Source organism: Pseudomonas nicosulfuronedens, assembly GCF_005877905.1.
GTDB lineage: Bacteria > Pseudomonadota > Gammaproteobacteria > Pseudomonadales > Pseudomonadaceae > Pseudomonas > Pseudomonas nicosulfuronedens.
The window spans coordinates 86733-104309 of the sequence record NZ_SWDV01000016.1; the positions used below are offsets into that span (position 1 = coordinate 86733).

Genomic DNA, 17577 nt, shown 5'->3' on the forward strand with positions numbered 1-17577 from the left:
AGGCGCATTGTTCTAAGTGCATAAGCCCTAACCATCATCCCACGGCGATATGACAAGCTGCCGCGCGTTCAAGCCTCCAGTAGAAAGGTCACCGGGCCGTCGTTGACCAGGTGGACCTGCATGTTGGCGCCAAAACGGCCAGTGGCGACCAGCGGATGACGCTCTCGCGCCTGCTCCACGAGTAGATCGAACAACGCGGCGCCCTTTTCAGGTGGCGCCGCGCTGGAAAAGCTCGGTCGCAGCCCTTTTCGGGTATCCGCGGCCAGGGTGAACTGCGAGACCAGCAGCAGACCGCCGCCGACATCGCTCAATGAAAGGTTCATTTTACCTTCATCGTCGCCAAACACTCGATAGTTAAGCAGCTTGTGCAACAAACGGTTCACGGAGGTCTCATCATCCTGCGGCTCGACGCCGACCAGGGCCAACAGTCCGTGATCGATGGCACCGACGATTTCCCCATCGACCTCGACACGGGCGCCGCGCACCCGCTGGATCAGACCCTTCATTCAGCCTCCGGCGGGAGGTTCAGCAGGCGCCGGCCGATCTCGTTGGTGGCGCGCACGAGAGCATCGGTGATGCCCGGCTCACCGGCGACGTGACCGGCGTCGCGGACGATCTGCAACTCGCTGTTGGGCCAGGCCTTGTGCAGTGCCCAGGCATTGTCCAGCGGGCAGACCACGTCGTAGCGGCCGTGAACGATCACTCCCGGCAGGTGGGCGATCTTGTGCATGTCGCGCAGCAACTGGTCGGGCTCGAGGAAGCCGTCGTTGACGAAATAGTGATTCTCGATGCGCGCGATGGACAGCGAGCGGTGCGGGTCGGCGAAGCGCTCGACCACCGCCGGATTCGGACGCAACGTAGCGGTGCGGCCTTCCCAGGTGGACCAGGCGCGGGCGGCGTGCATCTGGGCGATCTGGTCCGGGCCGGTCAGGCGGCGATGGAAGGCATGCAGCAGGTCGTCGTGCTCGTCGGCAGGAATCGGCGCCAGGTAGTCCTCCCAGTAGTCGGGGAACAGGCGGCTCGCACCCTCCTGGTAGAACCAGCGAATTTCCTGCGGGCGGCAGAGGAAGATGCCGCGCACGATCAGCGCCAGCACACGCTCGGGATGGGCCTGGGCGTAGGCCAGCGACAGCGTTGAGCCCCAGGAGCCACCGAACAGCACCCACTTGTCGATGCCCAGGTGCTCGCGAATGCGCTCGATATCCTGCACCAGGTGCCAGGTGGTGTTGTTCTCCAGACTTGCGTAGGGCGTGGAGCGGCCACACCCGCGCTGGTCGAAGGTGACGATGCGGTAGATATTGGGATCGAAGAAGCGCCGCGACATGGCATCACAACCGGAGCCCGGGCCGCCATGGATGAACAGAACCGGTAGTCCGTCGGGCGTCCCGCTCTCGTCCACATAGAGGACGTGCGGCGCTTCGACGGCCAGTTCATGGCGCGCATAAGGCTTGATTTCCGGATACAAAGTTTGCATGGCTCGCTCCTGGATCAGTGCGTACGGTCGCTCCCGGACCAGTAACCATCCTAGGGCCTGTCGCCACCTTATAGAAAGTCGCGTTGCCGCAGCGCGACTTCCATCGAAAGTCTTCGGCCCCCACGGTGTCGGGCATGATACTCGGGCCAGCGAAAAACCCATAAGGGAGTTAGTGAGCCATGCCACGGAAGTTGTTTCTTTCTCTGTTCCTGATGCTGTTCGCTCTGAGCGGCTGCGGCCGCGACGACCCACGCGCGCAACTGGACGCCGCCGTCAAGCAATTGCAGGACAACCTCGAAGCCAAGAATAGCGGGGCCGTGATCGATCAGCTGGCCGGCGATTTCCGCGCCAACGGCGAATTCGATCGCGACTGGGCCAAGCGCACCATGACGCTGATGTTCCTGCGCCACCAGCAGGTCAAGGTGATCCTGCTCAGCAGCGAGAGCCGGATCGATCCGACCTACACCAACCGCGGCCAGACCGACGCGCAGGTCGCCCTCACCGGCGCCGAGAACCTCATCCCCGACAGCGCCGGGCATTACTCCGTGAGGCTGGAGTGGTGGCGCGACGGCTCCGAGTGGAAACTGGCGAGGCTCGACTGGCAATGAAGACGCCCCTGCAACACCGCATCCGCGCCGCCGGCCTGCTGCTGCGCAACGACGAAATCCTGCTGGTGCGTCACGAGGTCGCCGGCGCTGTGTACTGGATTCCGCCGGGTGGCGGCTTCGAGTCGGACAAGGACGATTCCACCCGCGACACGGTGCGCCGCGAGTGCAGGGAGGAAACCGGGCTGGCAGTGGAAGTCGGCCCGCTGGTCTACGTGCGCGAGTTCGCCGAGCCGGTGGCCGGGCGCTTCCACATGGAGCTGTTCTACCGTGTCGACACCTGGGATGGCCGCGTCAGCCTGGACAACCTGCGCGGCCTGGGCGGCGACGAATTCGATATCCGCGAGGTCGCCTGGATACCCCGCCAGGAACTGCCGCGCCTGCCTTCCTACTACCCCGCCGAATTGCTCGACGACGTCTGGGAACGCCTGGCCGAGGCACAGCCACTGATCCGCCACCTCGGCCTGCAACGCTAGCGGCGTTACTGCACCGGCTCGCTGGTGGGTTTGGCGATGATCGCCTGCAACTCGGCGGTCATGGGGAACTCCAGGTTGAGATTCTTCGGCGGAATAGGCTGCTCGAACCAGCGCTGGTAGATACCCTTGATCTCGCCCGAGGCGTAGAGATCGGCCAGGGTCTGGTTGACCAAGGCAAGGAACTGCGGATCGTCGCGGCGCACCATGCAGGCGTAGATCTCCCGCGACTGCGGCTCGCCCACCACCACCCACTGGTGCGGGTCGCGGGCCTTGGCCTTCTCGCCGTAGAGCAGCGCGTCATCCATGTAGAAGGCCACCGCTCGACCGGATTGCAGCATGAGGAAGGCTTCGCCGTGGTCCTTGGCACTGACCACGTTCATGCCCAGCTTGTGCTCGGCGTTGTAAGCCTTGAGGTAGCGTTCGTTGGTGGTGCCGGCGGTGGTCACCACGTTCTTGCCCTTGAGGTCGGGGAAACCCTGGATGCCACTGTCCTTGGCGGTCAGCAGTTGACCCTTCACGTAGATGAAGCCGTAGGAAAAGGCGACCTGCTTCAATCGCTCGGCGGTGACACCAGTGGAGCCGCATTCCAGATCGACCGTGCCGTTCTGCACCAGCGGGATACGTGTCTGCGAAGTCACCAGGTTGTACTTCACCGTCAGGTCCGGCTTGTCGAGCTTCTGCCTGATGCGCTCGACCACCTTGCCGGCCAGGTCCACCGAGTAGCCCATCGGCTGGCCACTGTTGTCGCCCAGGTAGGAGAAAGGCACGGAAGCGTCGCGATAACCCAGGGTTATCGTGCCTCGATCGGCGACCTTCTTCAGCGTGCCATCCAGTGCCTCATTCGCCTGCGCCAGCGCGCAGACCAGGCTGGACGCCGCCAGCATTCCCAGTACGAGTCGTTTCATGGGTTCGATCCCTCTTGTTGTTATGGGTCGGTTGAAATTCAGGGCCGCGCGGCGATGACGGTGATTTCTACCCGCACGGACGGCCGCGCCAGCAACGCCTGCACCGTGGTGCGGGTCGGTGCGCAACCTTCGGGCAGCCAGGCGGACCAGATGCCGTTCATGGCCTCGAAATCAGTGGCGATGTCTTTCAGGTAGATCGTCGCGCTGAGCATGTTGGCCTTGTCGGTGCCGGCTTCGGCCAACAATGCGTCGATCTTCGCCAGTACTTCGCGAGTCTGGCCCTGGATGTCGGTGGCCTGACCGGGCACCTGCCCGGAGAGGAACACCAGCGAGCCGTAGACCATAGCGCCGGAGAGGCGGTCATTGGTGGCGATGCGGGTAAGTTGCATGGTGAGTCTCCTGATCCAATGAAATCAGCCGGCGAGCCGTTCGGGCGTGAGGCCGCTGGTGTCGATATCCGGGCGGCGGCCGGCGATCTGCGCGGCGATCAGTTGCGCACTGCCGCAGGCCAGGGTGAAACCAAGCGCGCCGTGCCCGAGATTCAGCCACAGCCCGCGCGGGCCGCAGGCGCCTACCAGCGGCACGCCCGTGGGCGTCGCCGGGCGCATGCCGGCCCATTCGATGGCGGCGTCGTAGTCGCAGGCGTCGGGCAGCGTATCCATCGCTTGCTGGCGGATCAGCGCCAGCCGTTTGGGCTCCAGGCGCGGGTCGAAGCCGACGATATCGACCATGGCGGCAATGCGCAGGCGCTCGCCGATGCGCGCGTAGACCACCTTGCGGTCGTAGTCCGTCAGGCTCACGTCCGGCGCGTGGTCACCGGCACGGATCGGCGCCGTCAGGCTGTAACCCTTGAGCGGATAGAGCGGCAGACGCGGCCCGCCCGGCAGTAGCGCGGCGCTGCGGTAGCCGGCGGCGAGGACGACGTGATCGGCTTCGAAACTCTGGCCGCCCGCCTCTACGCCGGCCACGGCAGCGTTGCGCAGAATCAGCTTCGACGCCGGATGCCCATAGACGAGGCGGCAACGGCCGGACGCCTGGAGCTGCTCGACCAGTCGCTGGCAGAACAGGAAGCAATCGGCGACCTCTTCGTCCGGCGTATGGATGCCACCAACAAAGGGCGCGCGCTCAAGCGCCAGGTCCAGCTCACGGCACTGCTGCGCCGACAACACGAATTGCGCGGCAGGATCGGACAGGTTCTGCCGTGCACTGCGGAAGCTGCCTTCGTCGCGGAAGGCCACCAGCTTGCCGTTGCGCCGCCAGTCGAAACCGTCCAGCCCCTCTTCGCGCCACTGCGCCAGCGTGTGCTGGCTGAACAACGCAAGACGCAGCAGATGCCGGGCATTGGCCTGGTTCACCGAACGCCGGCAGGCGAGCGTGAAATCCAGCAGCCAGCGCCACTGCGCCGGATCCAGGCGCGGGCGCAGACGCAACGGCGAGTCCCCGCGCAGCAGCCAGCCCAACGCCTGCTGCGGTACGCCGGCATCGGCCAGCGGCGCGACATAGCGGTAGGACAGTTGGCCGCCGTTGGCGAAGCTGGTTTCCAGCCCGGCTTGATCCCGCGCCTCCAGCACGGTGACGTCGAAGCCTTCGAGGACCAGCGCATGGGCCGTGCTCAGCCCGACCACCCCCGCGCCGATAATGCAAACCCGCTGTGCCATTGCCGTCTCACTGCCCATCGATTCCAGGCCTCGACCTTAGGGCCGGATGACAGGCGGCGAACAATGAATAAACATGGGCAACCCATAACCTTGCGTTATACGCGTACGTTATTCACCCAAGGGGAAGCGCTCATGCGCCTGCGCCATATCGAAGTGTTCCAGGCCATCCGCGAGACCGGCTCGGTCAGCGGCGCCGCGCAATTGCTGCATGTCTCCCAGCCGGCGGTGACCAAGGTGCTGCAGCACGCCGAGCAGCAACTGGGCTTCCCGCTGTTCCTGCGCGTGCGCGGCAAATTGCAGGCGACGCCCGAGGCGCTGGAGCTGGAGCGCGAAGTGGCGAAGGTCACGGAAAGTCTGCAAGGCGTCCGGCGCCTCGCGCAGAGCCTGCGCGGCCAGCCGGAGAACCGCCTGCGCGTGGGCGCCACACCGGCGATGGCACTGTCGCTGCTACCGCCAGTGATCCGCGAATGGACCGACCGCTACCCGCAGAGCAGTTGCGAACTGGCGACCCAGCACTCGCGCGAATTGATCCAGAACCTGCTGATGCGCGAGCTGGATCTGGCGCTGACCCTGCAGCAGACCGACCATCCCGGCCTGCGCTCGCAGCCCATTGCCAGCGGCCCGCTGGTGGCCCTGGCGCCGCGCGGCCACTGGCCGGAAGGCCGTTTGGGTAAGGCGCTGACACTGGACGAGCTGGCGGGCGAACCCATGATTGGCCTGTCCACTTCCGACCCCCTTTCGGCACGCCTGGAAGGCCATCTGGCGAATATCGAGCCGCCACCACGCGTGCGGATCGCGGTGCAGACCTACGCCCTGGCGCGCACGCTGGTGGAAGCCGGAACGGGATTGGCGTTGGTTGATCCTTTCACCGCGCTGGGCGCCGACGAGCGCCTGACCGTGCAGCGCACCCTGTCCCCCACCGTGAAGGTAACGCTCTACGCCCTCACCCGCGCCGACGAAACGCCGCCGCATACCCAGGCGCTGCTGCTGGAGATGTTGGTGCGGCACGCTGAGAAACAACTGGCGCAGCATCGCTTCGAATAAAAGACAGCCCCCTGCCGAACCAGGGCAGCGCCGCCGGGATGCGTGGTCCGGCGGAGCCGCGCCGACAGTCCCGGCGCGACAGGAAGCTGCGTAAAACTCAGCGGCCGTAGCGCTCGCGGCCCCAGGCGATGAAGGTTTCCAGCATTCCGCGGAGCACCTGGGCGGTCGGTGCGGCGAGGTCTTCGCGGTAACCGAAGGGCGCCTGCTCATCCATGTAGTTGCACTGTGCGAGTTCCAACTGCACCGCGTGCACGTTGTCCTGCGGCTGGCCGTAGTGGCGGGTGATGTGCCCGCCCTTGAAGCGGCCGTTGAGGATGTGCCTGTAGGCCGGTGCGCCGGCACACACCGCGACCAATCGCTCGGCCAACTCTGCATCGCAGCTCGCGCCGCTGTTGGTGCCGATGTTGAAGTCCGGCAGCTTGCCGTCGAACAGGTGCGGGATCACCGAGGCGATCGAGTGGGCATCCCACAGCAACGCGTAACCGAACTCGGCCTTCAGGCGCGCCAGTTCGTCGGTGAGGGTCTGGTGGTAAGGCGTCCAGACTTCGGCGAGGTAACGCGCGCGCTCTTCGGCGGAAGGCGTCTGGCCGTCCTTGAACAGCGGGCGGCCGTCGAACAGGGTGTCCGGGTAGAGGCCGGTGGTGGCGGTGCTGTACAGCGGCTTGTCGTCGGCCGGGCGGTTGAGGTCGATGACGTAGCGCGAGTAGCCGGCGGCCAGGGTACTGGCGCCCAGTTCCTCAGCGAAACTGTAGAGCTGCGGGATGTGCCAGTCGGTGTCGGCCAGCTCGCGGGCCTCGTCCACCAGGCCATTTTCCACGGCCGGGGTCATGCGAGTGCCGGGGTGCGGCATGCTGATCAGCAGGGGCACGCGGCCGCGTTTGAATTCGAGAACGTTGTCCATGGGGTGCTAGCTCCAGTACGGGCGAGAACGAACCTGTAGGAGCGAGCTTGCTCGCGAACCCAACTCCGCAGCGGGGCTGTTCGCGAGCAAGCTCGCTCCTACGAAAAGCAGCTCATAGTTCTTCGCCGTGACGAATGATGCGCTTGGGCAGGTCGCCGCCGAGCCAATAGGCGAGTTCAGCGGGGCGCTGGATGTCCCAGGCGATAAAGTCGGCGACCTTGCCCGCTTCCAGGCTGCCGTGGCTGTCGGCCATGCCCAGCGCCCGCGCGGCGTTGAGGGTGACGCCGGCCAGCGCTTCTTCCGGGGTCAGGCGGAATGCCGTGCAGGCCATGTTCAGCATCAGCCGCAGCGACAACGCGGGCGAGGTGCCGGGGTTGAGGTCGCTGGCGATGGCGATGTTCACGCCGTGCTTGCGCAGGGCGTCCATCGGCGGCAGCTGGGTTTCGCGCAGGACGAAGAAGGCGCCCGGCAACAGCACGGCAACGGTGCCGGCTTCGGCCATGGCGATGGCGTCGCTCTCGTCCATGAATTCCAGGTGGTCGGCGGACAGCGCACCATACCGCGCGGCGAGGCTGGAGCCATGCAGCGAAGACAATTGCTCGGCGTGCAGTTTGACCGGCAGCCCCAGACGCTGGGCGGTCTGGAATACCCGCTCGACCTGCGCCGGGGAAAACGCCAGGTGCTCGCAGAAGGCATCCACAGCGTCCACCAGACCTTCCTCGGCCAGGGCAGGGAGGATGTGGTGGCAGACCCGCTCGATGTACTCGTCGGCGCGGCCGGCATACTCCGGCGGCAAGGCGTGAGCGGACAGGCAGGTGGTGCGTACCGTCACCGGCAGCTCCTGTTCCAGCCGGCGGGCCACGCGCAGCATGCGCCGCTCGCTGTCCAGGTCCAGGCCATAGCCGGATTTCACCTCCAGCACGGTCACGCCATCGGCCAGCAGTGGGCGGGCACGCTTGATGGCGCTGGCCAGCAGCTCCTCCTCGCTGGCTTCGCGGGTGGCGCGCACGGTGCTGGCGATACCGCCACCGGCCGCGGCGATCTCGGCATAGCTGACGCCGTTCAGGCGCTGCTCGAACTCACCGCTGCGGTCGCCACCGAACACCAGGTGGGTGTGGCAGTCGATGAAGCCGGGCGTGACCCAGGCGCCGCCCAGGTCGGTACTCTGCAGCGGGCGCTCGGGCAATTCGGAGCGCGGGCCGATCCAGACGATGCGTTCGCCCTCGGTGATGATCGCGGCATCCTCGATGATCGAGTAGCGCCCCGCCTTCATCGTGGCGGCATGGCAGTGCTGCCAGAGGTGTTTCATTGCAGCCTCCCGATACTCGCGCCGACGCTTTGCAGCGCAGCGCGGTCATCCAGCAGCGCGGCGGCGCGGGCGATGTCCGGCGCCAGCCAGCGGTCGCTGTCGTAGGCCGGCACGCGCTCGCGCAGCAGGCTCCAGGCACAGTCGGTGCCGGCACCGAAACGCTGCGGCTTGAGGAATTCGAAGGCCTGGGCGGCCAGCAGGTATTCGATGGCGAGGATCTGCGTGACGTTGCCAACCACCTTGCCCAGCTTCAGCGCGGCACTGGTGCCCAGGCTCAGGTGATCTTCCTGCAGGCCGGAGGTGACGAAGTTGTCCACCACCGCCGGTTGGGCCAGCTGGCGGTTCTCGCCGGCCAGGGAGGCGGCGACGTACTGCACGATCATCATCCCGGAATTAACGCCCGGCTGGCTGACCAGGAAGGCCGGCAGGCCACTGACCAGCGGATTGATCAGACGATCCAGGCGGCGCTCGGCAACGCCACCCAGCTCGGCCACGGCAATCGCCAGCAGGTCGGCGGCCATGGCCACGGACTCGCCGTGGGGGTTGGCCTGGGAGACCACGCGGTAGTCGTCCGGCGTACCCAGCACCAGCGGGTTGTCGGTGGCGGAATTGAGTTCGGTCTCGATCTGCTTCGCCGCGTGCTCCAGCTGGTCACGGCAGGCGCCGTGGATTTGCGGCATGGAGCGGATGCTCAGCGCGTCCTGGGTCCGGATGCCCTTGCTGGCGGCGATGACTTCACTGCCCTCGAGCAGCGCACGCAGGTTGGCACCGACTTTCTGCATGCCCGGATGCGGCTTGAGCGCGATGATCTCGGCGTCGAACGCGTCGATCTGCCCGCGCAGGGCTTCGAAGCTCATGGCACCGATGACGTCGGCCCATTGCGAGAGGCGCGTTGCGTCGTCGAGGGCGAGGCAGCTCAGGCCAGTCATGCATGGCGTGCCGTTGACCAGGCAGAGCCCGTCCTTGGCACCCAGCTGCACCGGTTCCAGGCCTTCGGCGGCCAGGGCCTGGAAGGCCGGAACGACTTCGCCGCGGTAGCTCACTTCACCGATGCCCAGCAGCGCCACGCCGACGTGGGCCATGTGGGTCAGGTAACCGACCGAACCCTGCGACGGCACGCGCGGGGTGATGCCGTGGTTGAGCAGCGCGACCAGCGCTTCGACCACACGGCGATGCAGGCCGGACTTGCCGTGGCTGTAGTTGGTGATGGCCGCGCAAATAATCGCGCGGGTCTGCTCGTCCTTCAGCGGCTCGCCGACGCCACAGGCATGGCTGAGCAGGGTATTGCGCGACAGCTGCGCCAGTTGCTCGCCCTGCAGCACCACGTTGCACAGCGCGCCCAGCCCGGTGTTGATGCCATAGGCGCGCTCTCCCCGGCTGACGATGCGCTCGACGATCCCTCGGGCGTTGTCGATGCGCGCCCAGGCCGCCGGCGCCAGTTGCAGGTGCGCGCCATGGCGAGCCACCGCGACCAGGTCCTGCCAGCGCAGCGGGCCGTTGTCGAGGGTGATGGTGGAAGAGGACGACATGCAGAACTCCTGTAGGCAGGGAAGCCCCCTTCCCCGCCGGTGAATGGCTTTAGATCGCGGCGACGCGGCGCTGGACGAAGCGGTCGACGTATTCGTCGGCGGGCTTGTGCAGGATGTCGGTGGGCGCACCGACCTGGATCAGCTGGCCGTCCTTGAGGATGGCGATGCGGTTGCCGATGCGCACCGCTTCATCGAGGTCATGGGTGATGAAGACGATGGTCTTGTGCAGGGTCTTCTGCAGCTCCAGCAGCTGGTCCTGCATGTCCGCGCGGATCAGCGGGTCGAGGGCGCTGAAGGCTTCGTCCATGAGGATGATGTCGGTATCCGCGGCCAGTGCGCGGGCCAGACCAACCCTTTGCCGCATGCCGCCGGAGAGCTGGTGCGGGTAGGACTTCTCGTAGCCCTTCAGGCCCACGGTGGCGATCCAGTGCAGCGCGCGCTCCTGACACAGCGCCTTGCTCTCGCCACGAATCTTCAGGCCGTAGGCGACGTTGTCGAGCACGCTCTTGTGCGGCAGCAGACCGAAGCTCTGGAACACCATGCTGATCTTGCGCCGACGGAAGTTCTCCAGCGCGGCAGCGTCGTAGGCGAGGACGTCCTCGCCGTCCACCAGGATCTGCCCGCTGGTGGGGTCGATCAGGCGGTTGAAGTGGCGCACCAGGGTCGACTTGCCGGAACCGGAGAGGCCCATGATGACAAAGATCTCCCCCGCCTCGATGGACAGCGAGAGGTCGTTCACCCCGACCACGCAATCGGTGGCGGCCAGTACCTCGGCCTTGCTCTTGCCCTGGCGGATCATCGCCAGGGCCGCATCGGCCTTGGCGCCGAAGATCTTGTAGACGTTCTTGACCTGGATCTTGCTCATTTGCTGGCCTCATGGTGGCGCGAGCGGCCGTAAGCCTGGGTGATGCGGTCGATGACCACGGCGAGGATGACGATGGCGAGACCCGCCTCCAGGCCCTTGCCGACGTTGAGCGTCTGGATGCCTACCAGCACATCCTCGCCCAGCCCACGGGCGCCGATCATCGAAGCGATCACCACCATCGACAGGGCCATCATGGTGGTCTGGTTGATGCCGGCCATGATGCTCGGTAGCGCCAGCGGCAGCTGCACACCGAACAGCTGCTGGCGGCGGTTGGCGCCGAAGGCGGTGATGGCTTCCATCACCTCGCGGTCGACCTGGCGAATGCCCAGGTCGGTGAGGCGGATCAGCGGCGGCGCGGCGTAGATCACGGTGGCGAAGATCGCCGGCACCTTGCCCAGGCCGAACAGCATCAGCACCGGAATCAGGTACACGAAGCTGGGCATGGTCTGCATGATGTCCAGCAGCGGCAGCAACACGGCGCGGAAGCGGTCGCTGCGCGCGGCGACGATGCCCAGCGGGATGCCGATCAGCACCGAGATGATCGTGGCGACCATCATCAGCGCCAGGGTCTGCATCAGCTTGTCCCACAGCCCCACGGCGCCCACCAGGAACAGCAACCCGACGATCACCACGGTCGGCAGGATGCGCCGCGTGGCGTGCCAGGCGATGCCCGCGACGATGGCCAGCATCAGCCACCAGGGCGTGGCTCGCAGCACGCTCTCCAGGTTGACGATGGCCCACAGCAGGGTGTCGGAGATGTGGCGGAACACGTCGCCGTAATTGGTAACCAGGGCATCGACCCAACCGTTGACCCAGTCGGCGATGGAGAAGGTGAAGCGTTCGGGAAACATGGCACGTACTCGTCAGGAGTGGGCATCACCGGAAGGAGCCGAGGCTCCTTCCGGGTTTGGCGGCGTCAGAGCGCGGCCTGGACCTTCTTCGCAGCGTCCTCGCTGACCCAGGTGGTCCACACTTCCGGGTGTTCCTTGAGGAAGGCCTTGGCCAGTTGCTCGGAGGTCAGTTTCTCCTTGGCCATCTTCGCCAGGTTCTGGTTCAGCAGGTCGATGGGCAGGTTGACCTTCTCCAGCACGGCGACCAGTTCCGGGGCCTGGTCATGGAAGGCCCTGGACAGGCCGACCTGGATCTTCACGTCCTTGTTCACGCCCGGCTCCTCCAGCTTCACCAGGTCGGCCTGGCCCATCAGCGGCGTCGGCGACCAGTAGTAGAAGAGAATAGGCTCCTTGCGCTTGTAGCTCGACAGCACGGCGGCATCCAGGGCCGGGCCGGTGCCGGGGCGGAAGTTGGTGTATTTGTCCTCGAGGCCGTACTTCTTCAGCATCTCGGAGTTTTCCAGCTCGCAGGTCCAACCGGCCGGGCAGTTGTAGAAACGGCCCTTGCCCGGCTCTTCCGGATCGCGGAAGACTTCGGAGTACTGGGCAAGGTCGGTCACGGCCTTGAGGTTCGGCGCCTTGGCTTCGATGTTGCGCGCCTTGTCGCCCTCGATCACGAAGCGCGGGACGTACCAGCCCTCGGTGGCGCCGACGATGGGGGCGCCCACGCCGACCACCTTGTTCGCGGCGGCGGCCTTGTTCCAGGCGTCGCTGCGGCCGATCCATTCCTCACTGAAGATCTGGATGTCGTTGTTCGCCAGCGCCTGCTCCATGGTGATGGAGTTGCCCGGCAGGCTGTCGGTTTCGCAGCCGTAGCCGTTCTTCAGGATGATCTGCATGAGGTCGGTGAGCAGCATGCCGCTCTCCCAGTTCAGCCCGGCGAATTTCACCGGCTTGCCACTCTCGCACCAGCCGGCGGCCTGGGCCGAGGTGCCGGCCAGCAGGCCGGCGGACAGGAACAGGCCCAGCAGCGTCTTCTTGGTGTTGTTCATCTGATGCTCCTAAACGTGAATGAGGTTGGGCAGTGCAAGGGCCGTGCGTGCTTGTGGCCGCGCGGCCGGGCCGGTCTGTTCAGGTGCGGGCCGGCAGGATCAGCCGGTCCGGTACTGCCCGCGTGACGCGACGGGCGACCAGGTAATAGAGAACGGCCGGAACCACGAGGCCGATGATCCAGGAGATATCCACGCCACCCAGGGCGTCCACCAGCGGGCCGGTGTAGAACTTGGTGGAGATGAAGGGCAGCTGCACCAGCACGCCGATCACGTAGACGCTGATGCCGGGGATGTTCCAGCGACCGTAGCGGCCATCGGGGTCGGCCAGCGCCGGCACGTCGTAGTGCTCGCGAGTGATGCAGTAGTAGTCCACCAGGTTGACCGCGCTCCACGGGGTGAAGAAGGCCAGCAGGAAGAGGATGAAGGACTTGAACGCGCCGAGGAACGAATGCTGGCCGAGCAGCGCGATCAGGGTCGCGGCGCCGACGATCAGCAGGACGAACACCAGGCGCTGCGCGCGGCTCACTTCCAGGTGGCCACGGAAGCCACTGATCACGGTGGCGATGCACATGAAGCTGCCGTAGGAGTTCAGCGTCGAGATGGTGATCTTGCCGAAGGCGATGCTGAAGTACAGCAGCGCAGCGACAGCGCCACTGCCGCTCAGGCCGACGATGTAGGCCACTTCATGGCCGGCGAACTGCCCGTTGGCTCCGGCTGCTGCGAACACGCCGAAGATCATCGCCACTTGCGCGCCGATCACCGAGCCTGCGCCCACGGCGAGGAAGGTTTTCACCGAGGAAGTCTTGCTCGGCAGGTAGCGCGAGTAGTCCGCGACATACGGCCCGAAGGCGATCTGCCAGGAGGCGGCCAGGGACACCGCGAGCAGGAAGCTGCTCCAGCTGAAATGGCGAATCTGCAGCAGCGCGCTGACGTCGGTCTGGTTCATCAAGCGGCTGAACAGGTAGACGAAGGCGATCACCCCGATGACGCTGGCAATGCGGCCGATGACGTGGATCACCCGGTAGCCGAGCACGGTCACCAGCACGATGACGCTGGCAAACATCAGGATGCCGACGCTGTCGCTGACGCCAAACAGCTGGCCCAGCGCCTGACCGGAAAGCACGGTGCCAGTGGCGGTGAAGCCCAGGTACATCAGGCACACCAGCACGATCGGAATGGCCGCGCCGTAGACGCCGAACTGCACGCGGCTGGAGATCATCTGTGGCAAGCCGAGCTTCGGCCCTTGGGCGGCGTGCAGCGCCATCACGCCACCGCCGAGCAGTTGGCCGATGAGCAGGCCGATCAGCGACCAGAACACATCGCCGCCCAGCACCACGGCGAGGGCGCCGGTGACGATGGCAGTGATCTGCAGGTTGGCGCCCAGCCACAGGGTGAACTGGCTGTAGAGCTTGCCGTGGCGCTCGGCCTCGGGAATGTAGTTGATCGAACGCACTTCGATCAGGGGTTTGGAGCTATCACTGGCCTGGGACATCGTTATTGTTCTCCCGAAGGGATTTCTTGTCTGTCGATGCACTGCTGCTTCACGGACCAGGCCGCCGCACCACGCCGTGCGGCGGCCCTCTCCCTGGTCCTGGTTCGCTACCCGCGATGGATTGCCCGTCGTAGGGCGCATAACGCGCCAGCGTTATCCGCCCTACGTGCGGCGCCCCCTCACTTGCCGGTGATCATCGGCAGGTTCAGGCCTTGCTCCTTGGCGCAGTCGATGGCGATCTGGTAGCCGGCGTCGGCATGGCGCATCACGCCGGTGCCTGGGTCGTTGGTCAGCACGCGGGCGATACGCGCAGCGGCTTCATCGGTGCCGTCGCAGACGATCACCATCCCCGAGTGCTGGGAGAAGCCCATGCCCACGCCGCCGCCGTGGTGCAGCGAGACCCAGGTGGCGCCGCTGGCGGTGTTCAGCAGGGCGTTGAGCAGCGGCCAGTCGGATACGGCATCGGAGCCGTCGCGCATGGCTTCGGTCTCACGGTTGGGGCTGGACACCGAGCCGGAGTCGAGGTGGTCACGGCCGATCACGATGGGCGCCTTCAGCTCGCCGCTGCGGACCATTTCGTTGAACGCCAGGCCGAGCTTGGCGCGCTGGCCCAGGCCGACCCAGCAGATGCGCGCCGGCAGGCCCTGGAAGCTGATGCGCTCCCTGGCCATGTCCAGCCAGTTGTGCAGGTGGGCATCGTCCGGGATCAGCTCCTTGACCTTGGCGTCGGTCTTGTAGATGTCCTCGGCATCACCGGACAGCGCCGCCCAGCGGAACGGGCCGATACCGCGGCAGAACAGCGGGCGGATGTAGGCCGGGACGAAGCCGGGGAAGTCGAAGGCGTTCTCAACGCCCTCTTCCTTGGCCATCTGGCGGATGTTGTTGCCGTAATCGAAGGTCGGCACACCCTGCTTCTGGAACTCCAGCATGGCTTTGACGTGCACGGCCATGGACTGCTTGGCGGCCCTCACCACGGCAGCCGGTTCGGTCTGCGCGCGGTCGCGGTACTGTTCCCAGGTCCAGCCGGCCGGCAGGTAGCCGTTGAGCGGGTCGTGGGCGGAAGTCTGGTCGGTGACCATGTCCGGGCGTACGCCACGCTTGAGCAGTTCCGGGAGGATTTCCGCGGCGTTGCCCAGCAGGGCGATGGAGATAGCCTTGCCTTCGGCGGTGTATTTCGCGATTCGCGCCAGGGCGTCGTCTAGGTCCTTGGCCTGCTCGTCGACGTAGCGGCTGGCGAGGCGGAAGTCGATGCGGCTCTGCTGGCATTCGATGTTCAGCGAGCAAGCCCCGGCCAGGGTCGCGGCCAGCGGCTGGGCGCCGCCCATGCCGCCGAGGCCGGCGGTGAGCACCCACTTGCCTTTCAGGCTGCCGTTGTAGTGCTGGCGGCCGGCTTCGACGAAGGTTTCGTAGGTGCCCTGAACGATGCCCTGGCTGCCGATGTAGATCCACGAGCCGGCGGTCATCTGGCCGTACATGGCCAGGCCCTTGGCATCCAGTTCGTTGAAGTGTTCCCAGTTGGCCCAATGCGGCACCAGGTTGGAGTTGGCGATCAGCACGCGCGGAGCGTTGGCGTGAGTCTTGAAGACACCGACCGGCTTGCCGGACTGCACCAGCAGGGTCTCGTCCTCATTCAGCTCCTTCAGGGTCTCGACGATCTTGTCGTAGCACTCCCAGTTGCGCGCGGCGCGACCGATGCCGCCGTAGACCACCAGTTCCTTCGGGTTCTCGGCGACTTCCGGGTCGAGGTTGTTCATCAGCATGCGCAGCGGCGCTTCGGTCAGCCAGCTCTTGGCGTTCAGTTGGGTGCCGCGCGGGGCACGGATTTCGACGTCGCGGAATTTGGTCACGGAAGGCTCCTTCGCTTGCTCGGATCGTTAAGCCGGTTAGGGCTCTGGCGGTTCGGTGGACGGCTGCGAGGGGCTCGAAACCGTCATGTCTATGCTTGTATGTACAAGTATAAGCAAAGCAAAGGCCAACCTTGCCCTGCGGAGCCTTTCGCCCACCAAGACGAACAATCAACCAATTGATTTATAAGAATAAAAAGCGAAAAATCGGGAAGCTTTAGCGACTGACAAAAACTGCCGTCTGAAAGACAAGCGCACCAGAAGAAGGCTTACGTGCACCGTTTCGTTGCGTTCGGTAACACCGCTCGCTACCAAGGAACACAGGTTGTATAGACAAGCCATTTCCGAGCAGGGAATGGAGGTCGGCAACGGCGATGTTCGCGAGCAAGCTGGCTCCTACAGGGCAGGCGCCGATAGGCTCTTCGTAGGAGCGAGCTTGCTCGCGAACCCATCCGAACGCCGCGCCTACTTCAACGCCGCATCAATCTTCCCTGCCGCTTCCGCCGTCACCCACTTCGACCAAAGCTCCCGGTGCTCACGGAAGAACTTCGCCCGCACATCCGCCACGTCCCGGTGGTGTTCGGCCATATTCGCCAGCAGCGCGTTGAACATCGGCAATGGCAGCTCGACCCTCTCGAATACCTGCACCAGTGCCGGTGCCTTGTCGTGGAAGTCGCGGGACACGCCGATGCTGATCTTCGCCGGCAACGAGCGCGAACCCTTCGGACTGGGATTGTTCGGATCGGTCAGCGTCTTCCAGGCCTCCTCATTGAAGGGAGGCTCTTCCAGCTGCACCAGCTTGAAGCGCCCCAGCAGCGGCGTCGGCGCCCAGTAATAGAAGAGCACCGGCCGGCCCTGGGCGATGGCCGAGCTGATCGCCGCGTCCAGCGCAGGGCCGGCGCCGGTGCGGAAGTTCACGTAGCTGTCCGTCAGGCCGTAGGCCTTGAGCTTCTGCGTGTTGACGATCTCGCAGGTCCAGCCGGTGGGGCAGTTGTAGAACCGGCCCTTGTCCGGCTCCTCGTCATCCTTGAACAGCGCCTTGTATTCAGGCAGGTCGCTGACGGACTTCAGTCCCGGCGCGGAGGCCTTGATGCCGCGCTTGGCGTCGCCGTGCACCACGTAGTCAGGCACCCACCAGCCTTCACTGGCGCCCTTGACCGTCTCGCCCACGGAGAACACCTGGCCGGCCTTCTCCGCCTGCTGCCAGACGGTGCTGCGCCCGGCCCACTGTTCGCCGGTGACCTGGATGTCGTTCTGCTTCAGCGCGTTTTCCATGGTCACGGTGTTACCCGGCACCGCATCGGTCTGACAGCCGTAGCCTTTCTCCAGGATGAAGCGCAGCACCTCGGTGGTGAACATGCCGCTCTCCCAGTTCAGCCCGGCGAACACCACGGTTTTCGGGTAAGGGCAGCCAGCGGCGAGGGTCTGGGCGCACAGCCCGAAGGCCAGCAACAGGGCGAACAGGCAACGGATGGCAGGCATTGGGCGGCTCCGGGCGCGTCGGTGTCCCTTAGGGTTTAGCCGTCGATCCGCGATTTGCCCACGACCATCGGACTGGAAATGCCACCGGCGGTGACATTCACTCTCCCCTGA

The 17577-nt window shown here is 65.6% G+C and carries 17 protein-coding genes; 3 read left to right on the plus strand and 14 right to left on the minus strand.

The features are described 5' to 3' along the window. Positions 1-68 precede the first annotated feature (68 nt). The gene (gene dtd / locus FAS41_RS15155) at positions 69-506 is read right to left on the minus strand and encodes a D-aminoacyl-tRNA deacylase (protein ID WP_138523605.1); all 438 of its coding nucleotides are present in this window, start codon (positions 504-506) and stop codon (positions 69-71) included. Next, a complete protein-coding gene (gene pip / locus FAS41_RS15160; RefSeq protein WP_138523607.1) occupies positions 503-1474 on the minus strand; it encodes a prolyl aminopeptidase in 972 nt (323 codons plus the stop codon). The genes dtd and pip overlap by 4 nt, the downstream gene beginning before the upstream one ends. A 179-nt stretch (positions 1475-1653) precedes the next feature. Between pip and FAS41_RS15165 the strand changes: the two genes are divergently transcribed. Both FAS41_RS15165 and FAS41_RS15170 read left to right on the plus strand, forming a co-directional pair. After that, on the plus strand, positions 1654-2082 hold the full coding sequence (locus tag FAS41_RS15165) for a hypothetical protein (protein WP_138523609.1): 429 nt from the start codon (positions 1654-1656) through the stop codon (positions 2080-2082). Further along, on the plus strand, positions 2079-2555 hold the full coding sequence (locus FAS41_RS15170; protein WP_138523611.1) for an NUDIX domain-containing protein: 477 nt from the start codon (positions 2079-2081) through the stop codon (positions 2553-2555). Before FAS41_RS15165 ends, FAS41_RS15170 begins: the two co-directional genes overlap by 4 nt. 5 nt (positions 2556-2560) lie before the next feature. Here FAS41_RS15170 and FAS41_RS15175 read toward each other — a convergent pair whose 3' ends face one another. From FAS41_RS15175 to FAS41_RS15185, 3 genes are read right to left on the minus strand one after another with little or no spacing between them, the layout of a single operon-like run. After that, entirely contained in the window at positions 2561-3460 is a 900-nt protein-coding gene (locus tag FAS41_RS15175) for a transporter substrate-binding domain-containing protein (protein WP_138523613.1), read from the minus strand. A gap of 38 nt (positions 3461-3498) precedes the next feature. Further along, the gene (locus FAS41_RS15180) at positions 3499-3849 is read right to left on the minus strand and encodes a RidA family protein (protein WP_138523615.1); all 351 of its coding nucleotides are present in this window, start codon (positions 3847-3849) and stop codon (positions 3499-3501) included. Between the two features lie 24 nt (positions 3850-3873). Further along, entirely contained in the window at positions 3874-5118 is a 1245-nt protein-coding gene (locus FAS41_RS15185; protein ID WP_138523617.1) for a D-amino acid dehydrogenase, read from the minus strand. 132 nt (positions 5119-5250) lie between these two features. On the opposite strand from FAS41_RS15185, the gene FAS41_RS15190 reads away from it, so the two are divergent. Beyond that, complete coding sequence (locus FAS41_RS15190; RefSeq protein ID WP_138523619.1) at positions 5251-6162, plus strand: LysR family transcriptional regulator; 912 nt, start codon at positions 5251-5253, stop codon at positions 6160-6162. 97 nt (positions 6163-6259) lie between these two features. Here FAS41_RS15190 and hutG read toward each other — a convergent pair whose 3' ends face one another. The 9 genes from hutG to FAS41_RS15235 all read right to left on the minus strand — a co-directional run bounded on the left by hutG (position 6260) and on the right by FAS41_RS15235 (position 17466). After that, the gene (hutG, locus tag FAS41_RS15195; RefSeq protein WP_138523621.1) at positions 6260-7063 is read right to left on the minus strand and encodes an N-formylglutamate deformylase; all 804 of its coding nucleotides are present in this window, start codon (positions 7061-7063) and stop codon (positions 6260-6262) included. A 112-nt stretch (positions 7064-7175) separates the two neighbouring features. Beyond that, positions 7176-8372, minus strand: a complete 1197-nt coding sequence (hutI, locus tag FAS41_RS15200; RefSeq protein WP_138523623.1) for an imidazolonepropionase — start codon at positions 8370-8372, stop codon at positions 7176-7178. Further along, positions 8369-9901, minus strand: coding sequence for a histidine ammonia-lyase (gene hutH / locus FAS41_RS15205; protein ID WP_138523625.1), 1533 nt, complete (start codon positions 9899-9901; stop codon positions 8369-8371). The genes hutI and hutH overlap by 4 nt, the downstream gene beginning before the upstream one ends. Positions 9902-9950: 49 nt before the next feature. Next, complete coding sequence (locus FAS41_RS15210) at positions 9951-10766, minus strand: quaternary amine ABC transporter ATP-binding protein (RefSeq protein WP_138523627.1); 816 nt, start codon at positions 10764-10766, stop codon at positions 9951-9953. Continuing rightward, positions 10763-11617 carry an ABC transporter permease gene (locus FAS41_RS15215; RefSeq protein ID WP_138523629.1) on the minus strand — a complete coding sequence of 285 codons (855 nt, stop codon included), beginning with the start codon at positions 11615-11617 and terminating at the stop codon, positions 10763-10765. Before FAS41_RS15215 ends, FAS41_RS15210 begins: the two co-directional genes overlap by 4 nt. 65 nt (positions 11618-11682) lie before the next feature. Further along, on the minus strand, positions 11683-12648 hold the full coding sequence (locus tag FAS41_RS15220; protein WP_138523631.1) for an ABC transporter substrate-binding protein: 966 nt from the start codon (positions 12646-12648) through the stop codon (positions 11683-11685). Positions 12649-12727: 79 nt separating this feature from the next. After that, positions 12728-14140: a purine-cytosine permease family protein gene (locus FAS41_RS15225; RefSeq protein WP_138523633.1), complete on the minus strand. Its 1413-nt coding sequence runs from the start codon at positions 14138-14140 to the stop codon at positions 12728-12730. 179 nt (positions 14141-14319) lie between these two features. After that, on the minus strand, positions 14320-15987 hold the full coding sequence (hutU, locus tag FAS41_RS15230; RefSeq protein ID WP_138523635.1) for a urocanate hydratase: 1668 nt from the start codon (positions 15985-15987) through the stop codon (positions 14320-14322). A 462-nt stretch (positions 15988-16449) separates the two neighbouring features. Beyond that, positions 16450-17466 carry an ABC transporter substrate-binding protein gene (locus tag FAS41_RS15235; protein ID WP_138523637.1) on the minus strand — a complete coding sequence of 339 codons (1017 nt, stop codon included), beginning with the start codon at positions 17464-17466 and terminating at the stop codon, positions 16450-16452. Positions 17467-17577: the final 111 nt, after the last annotated feature.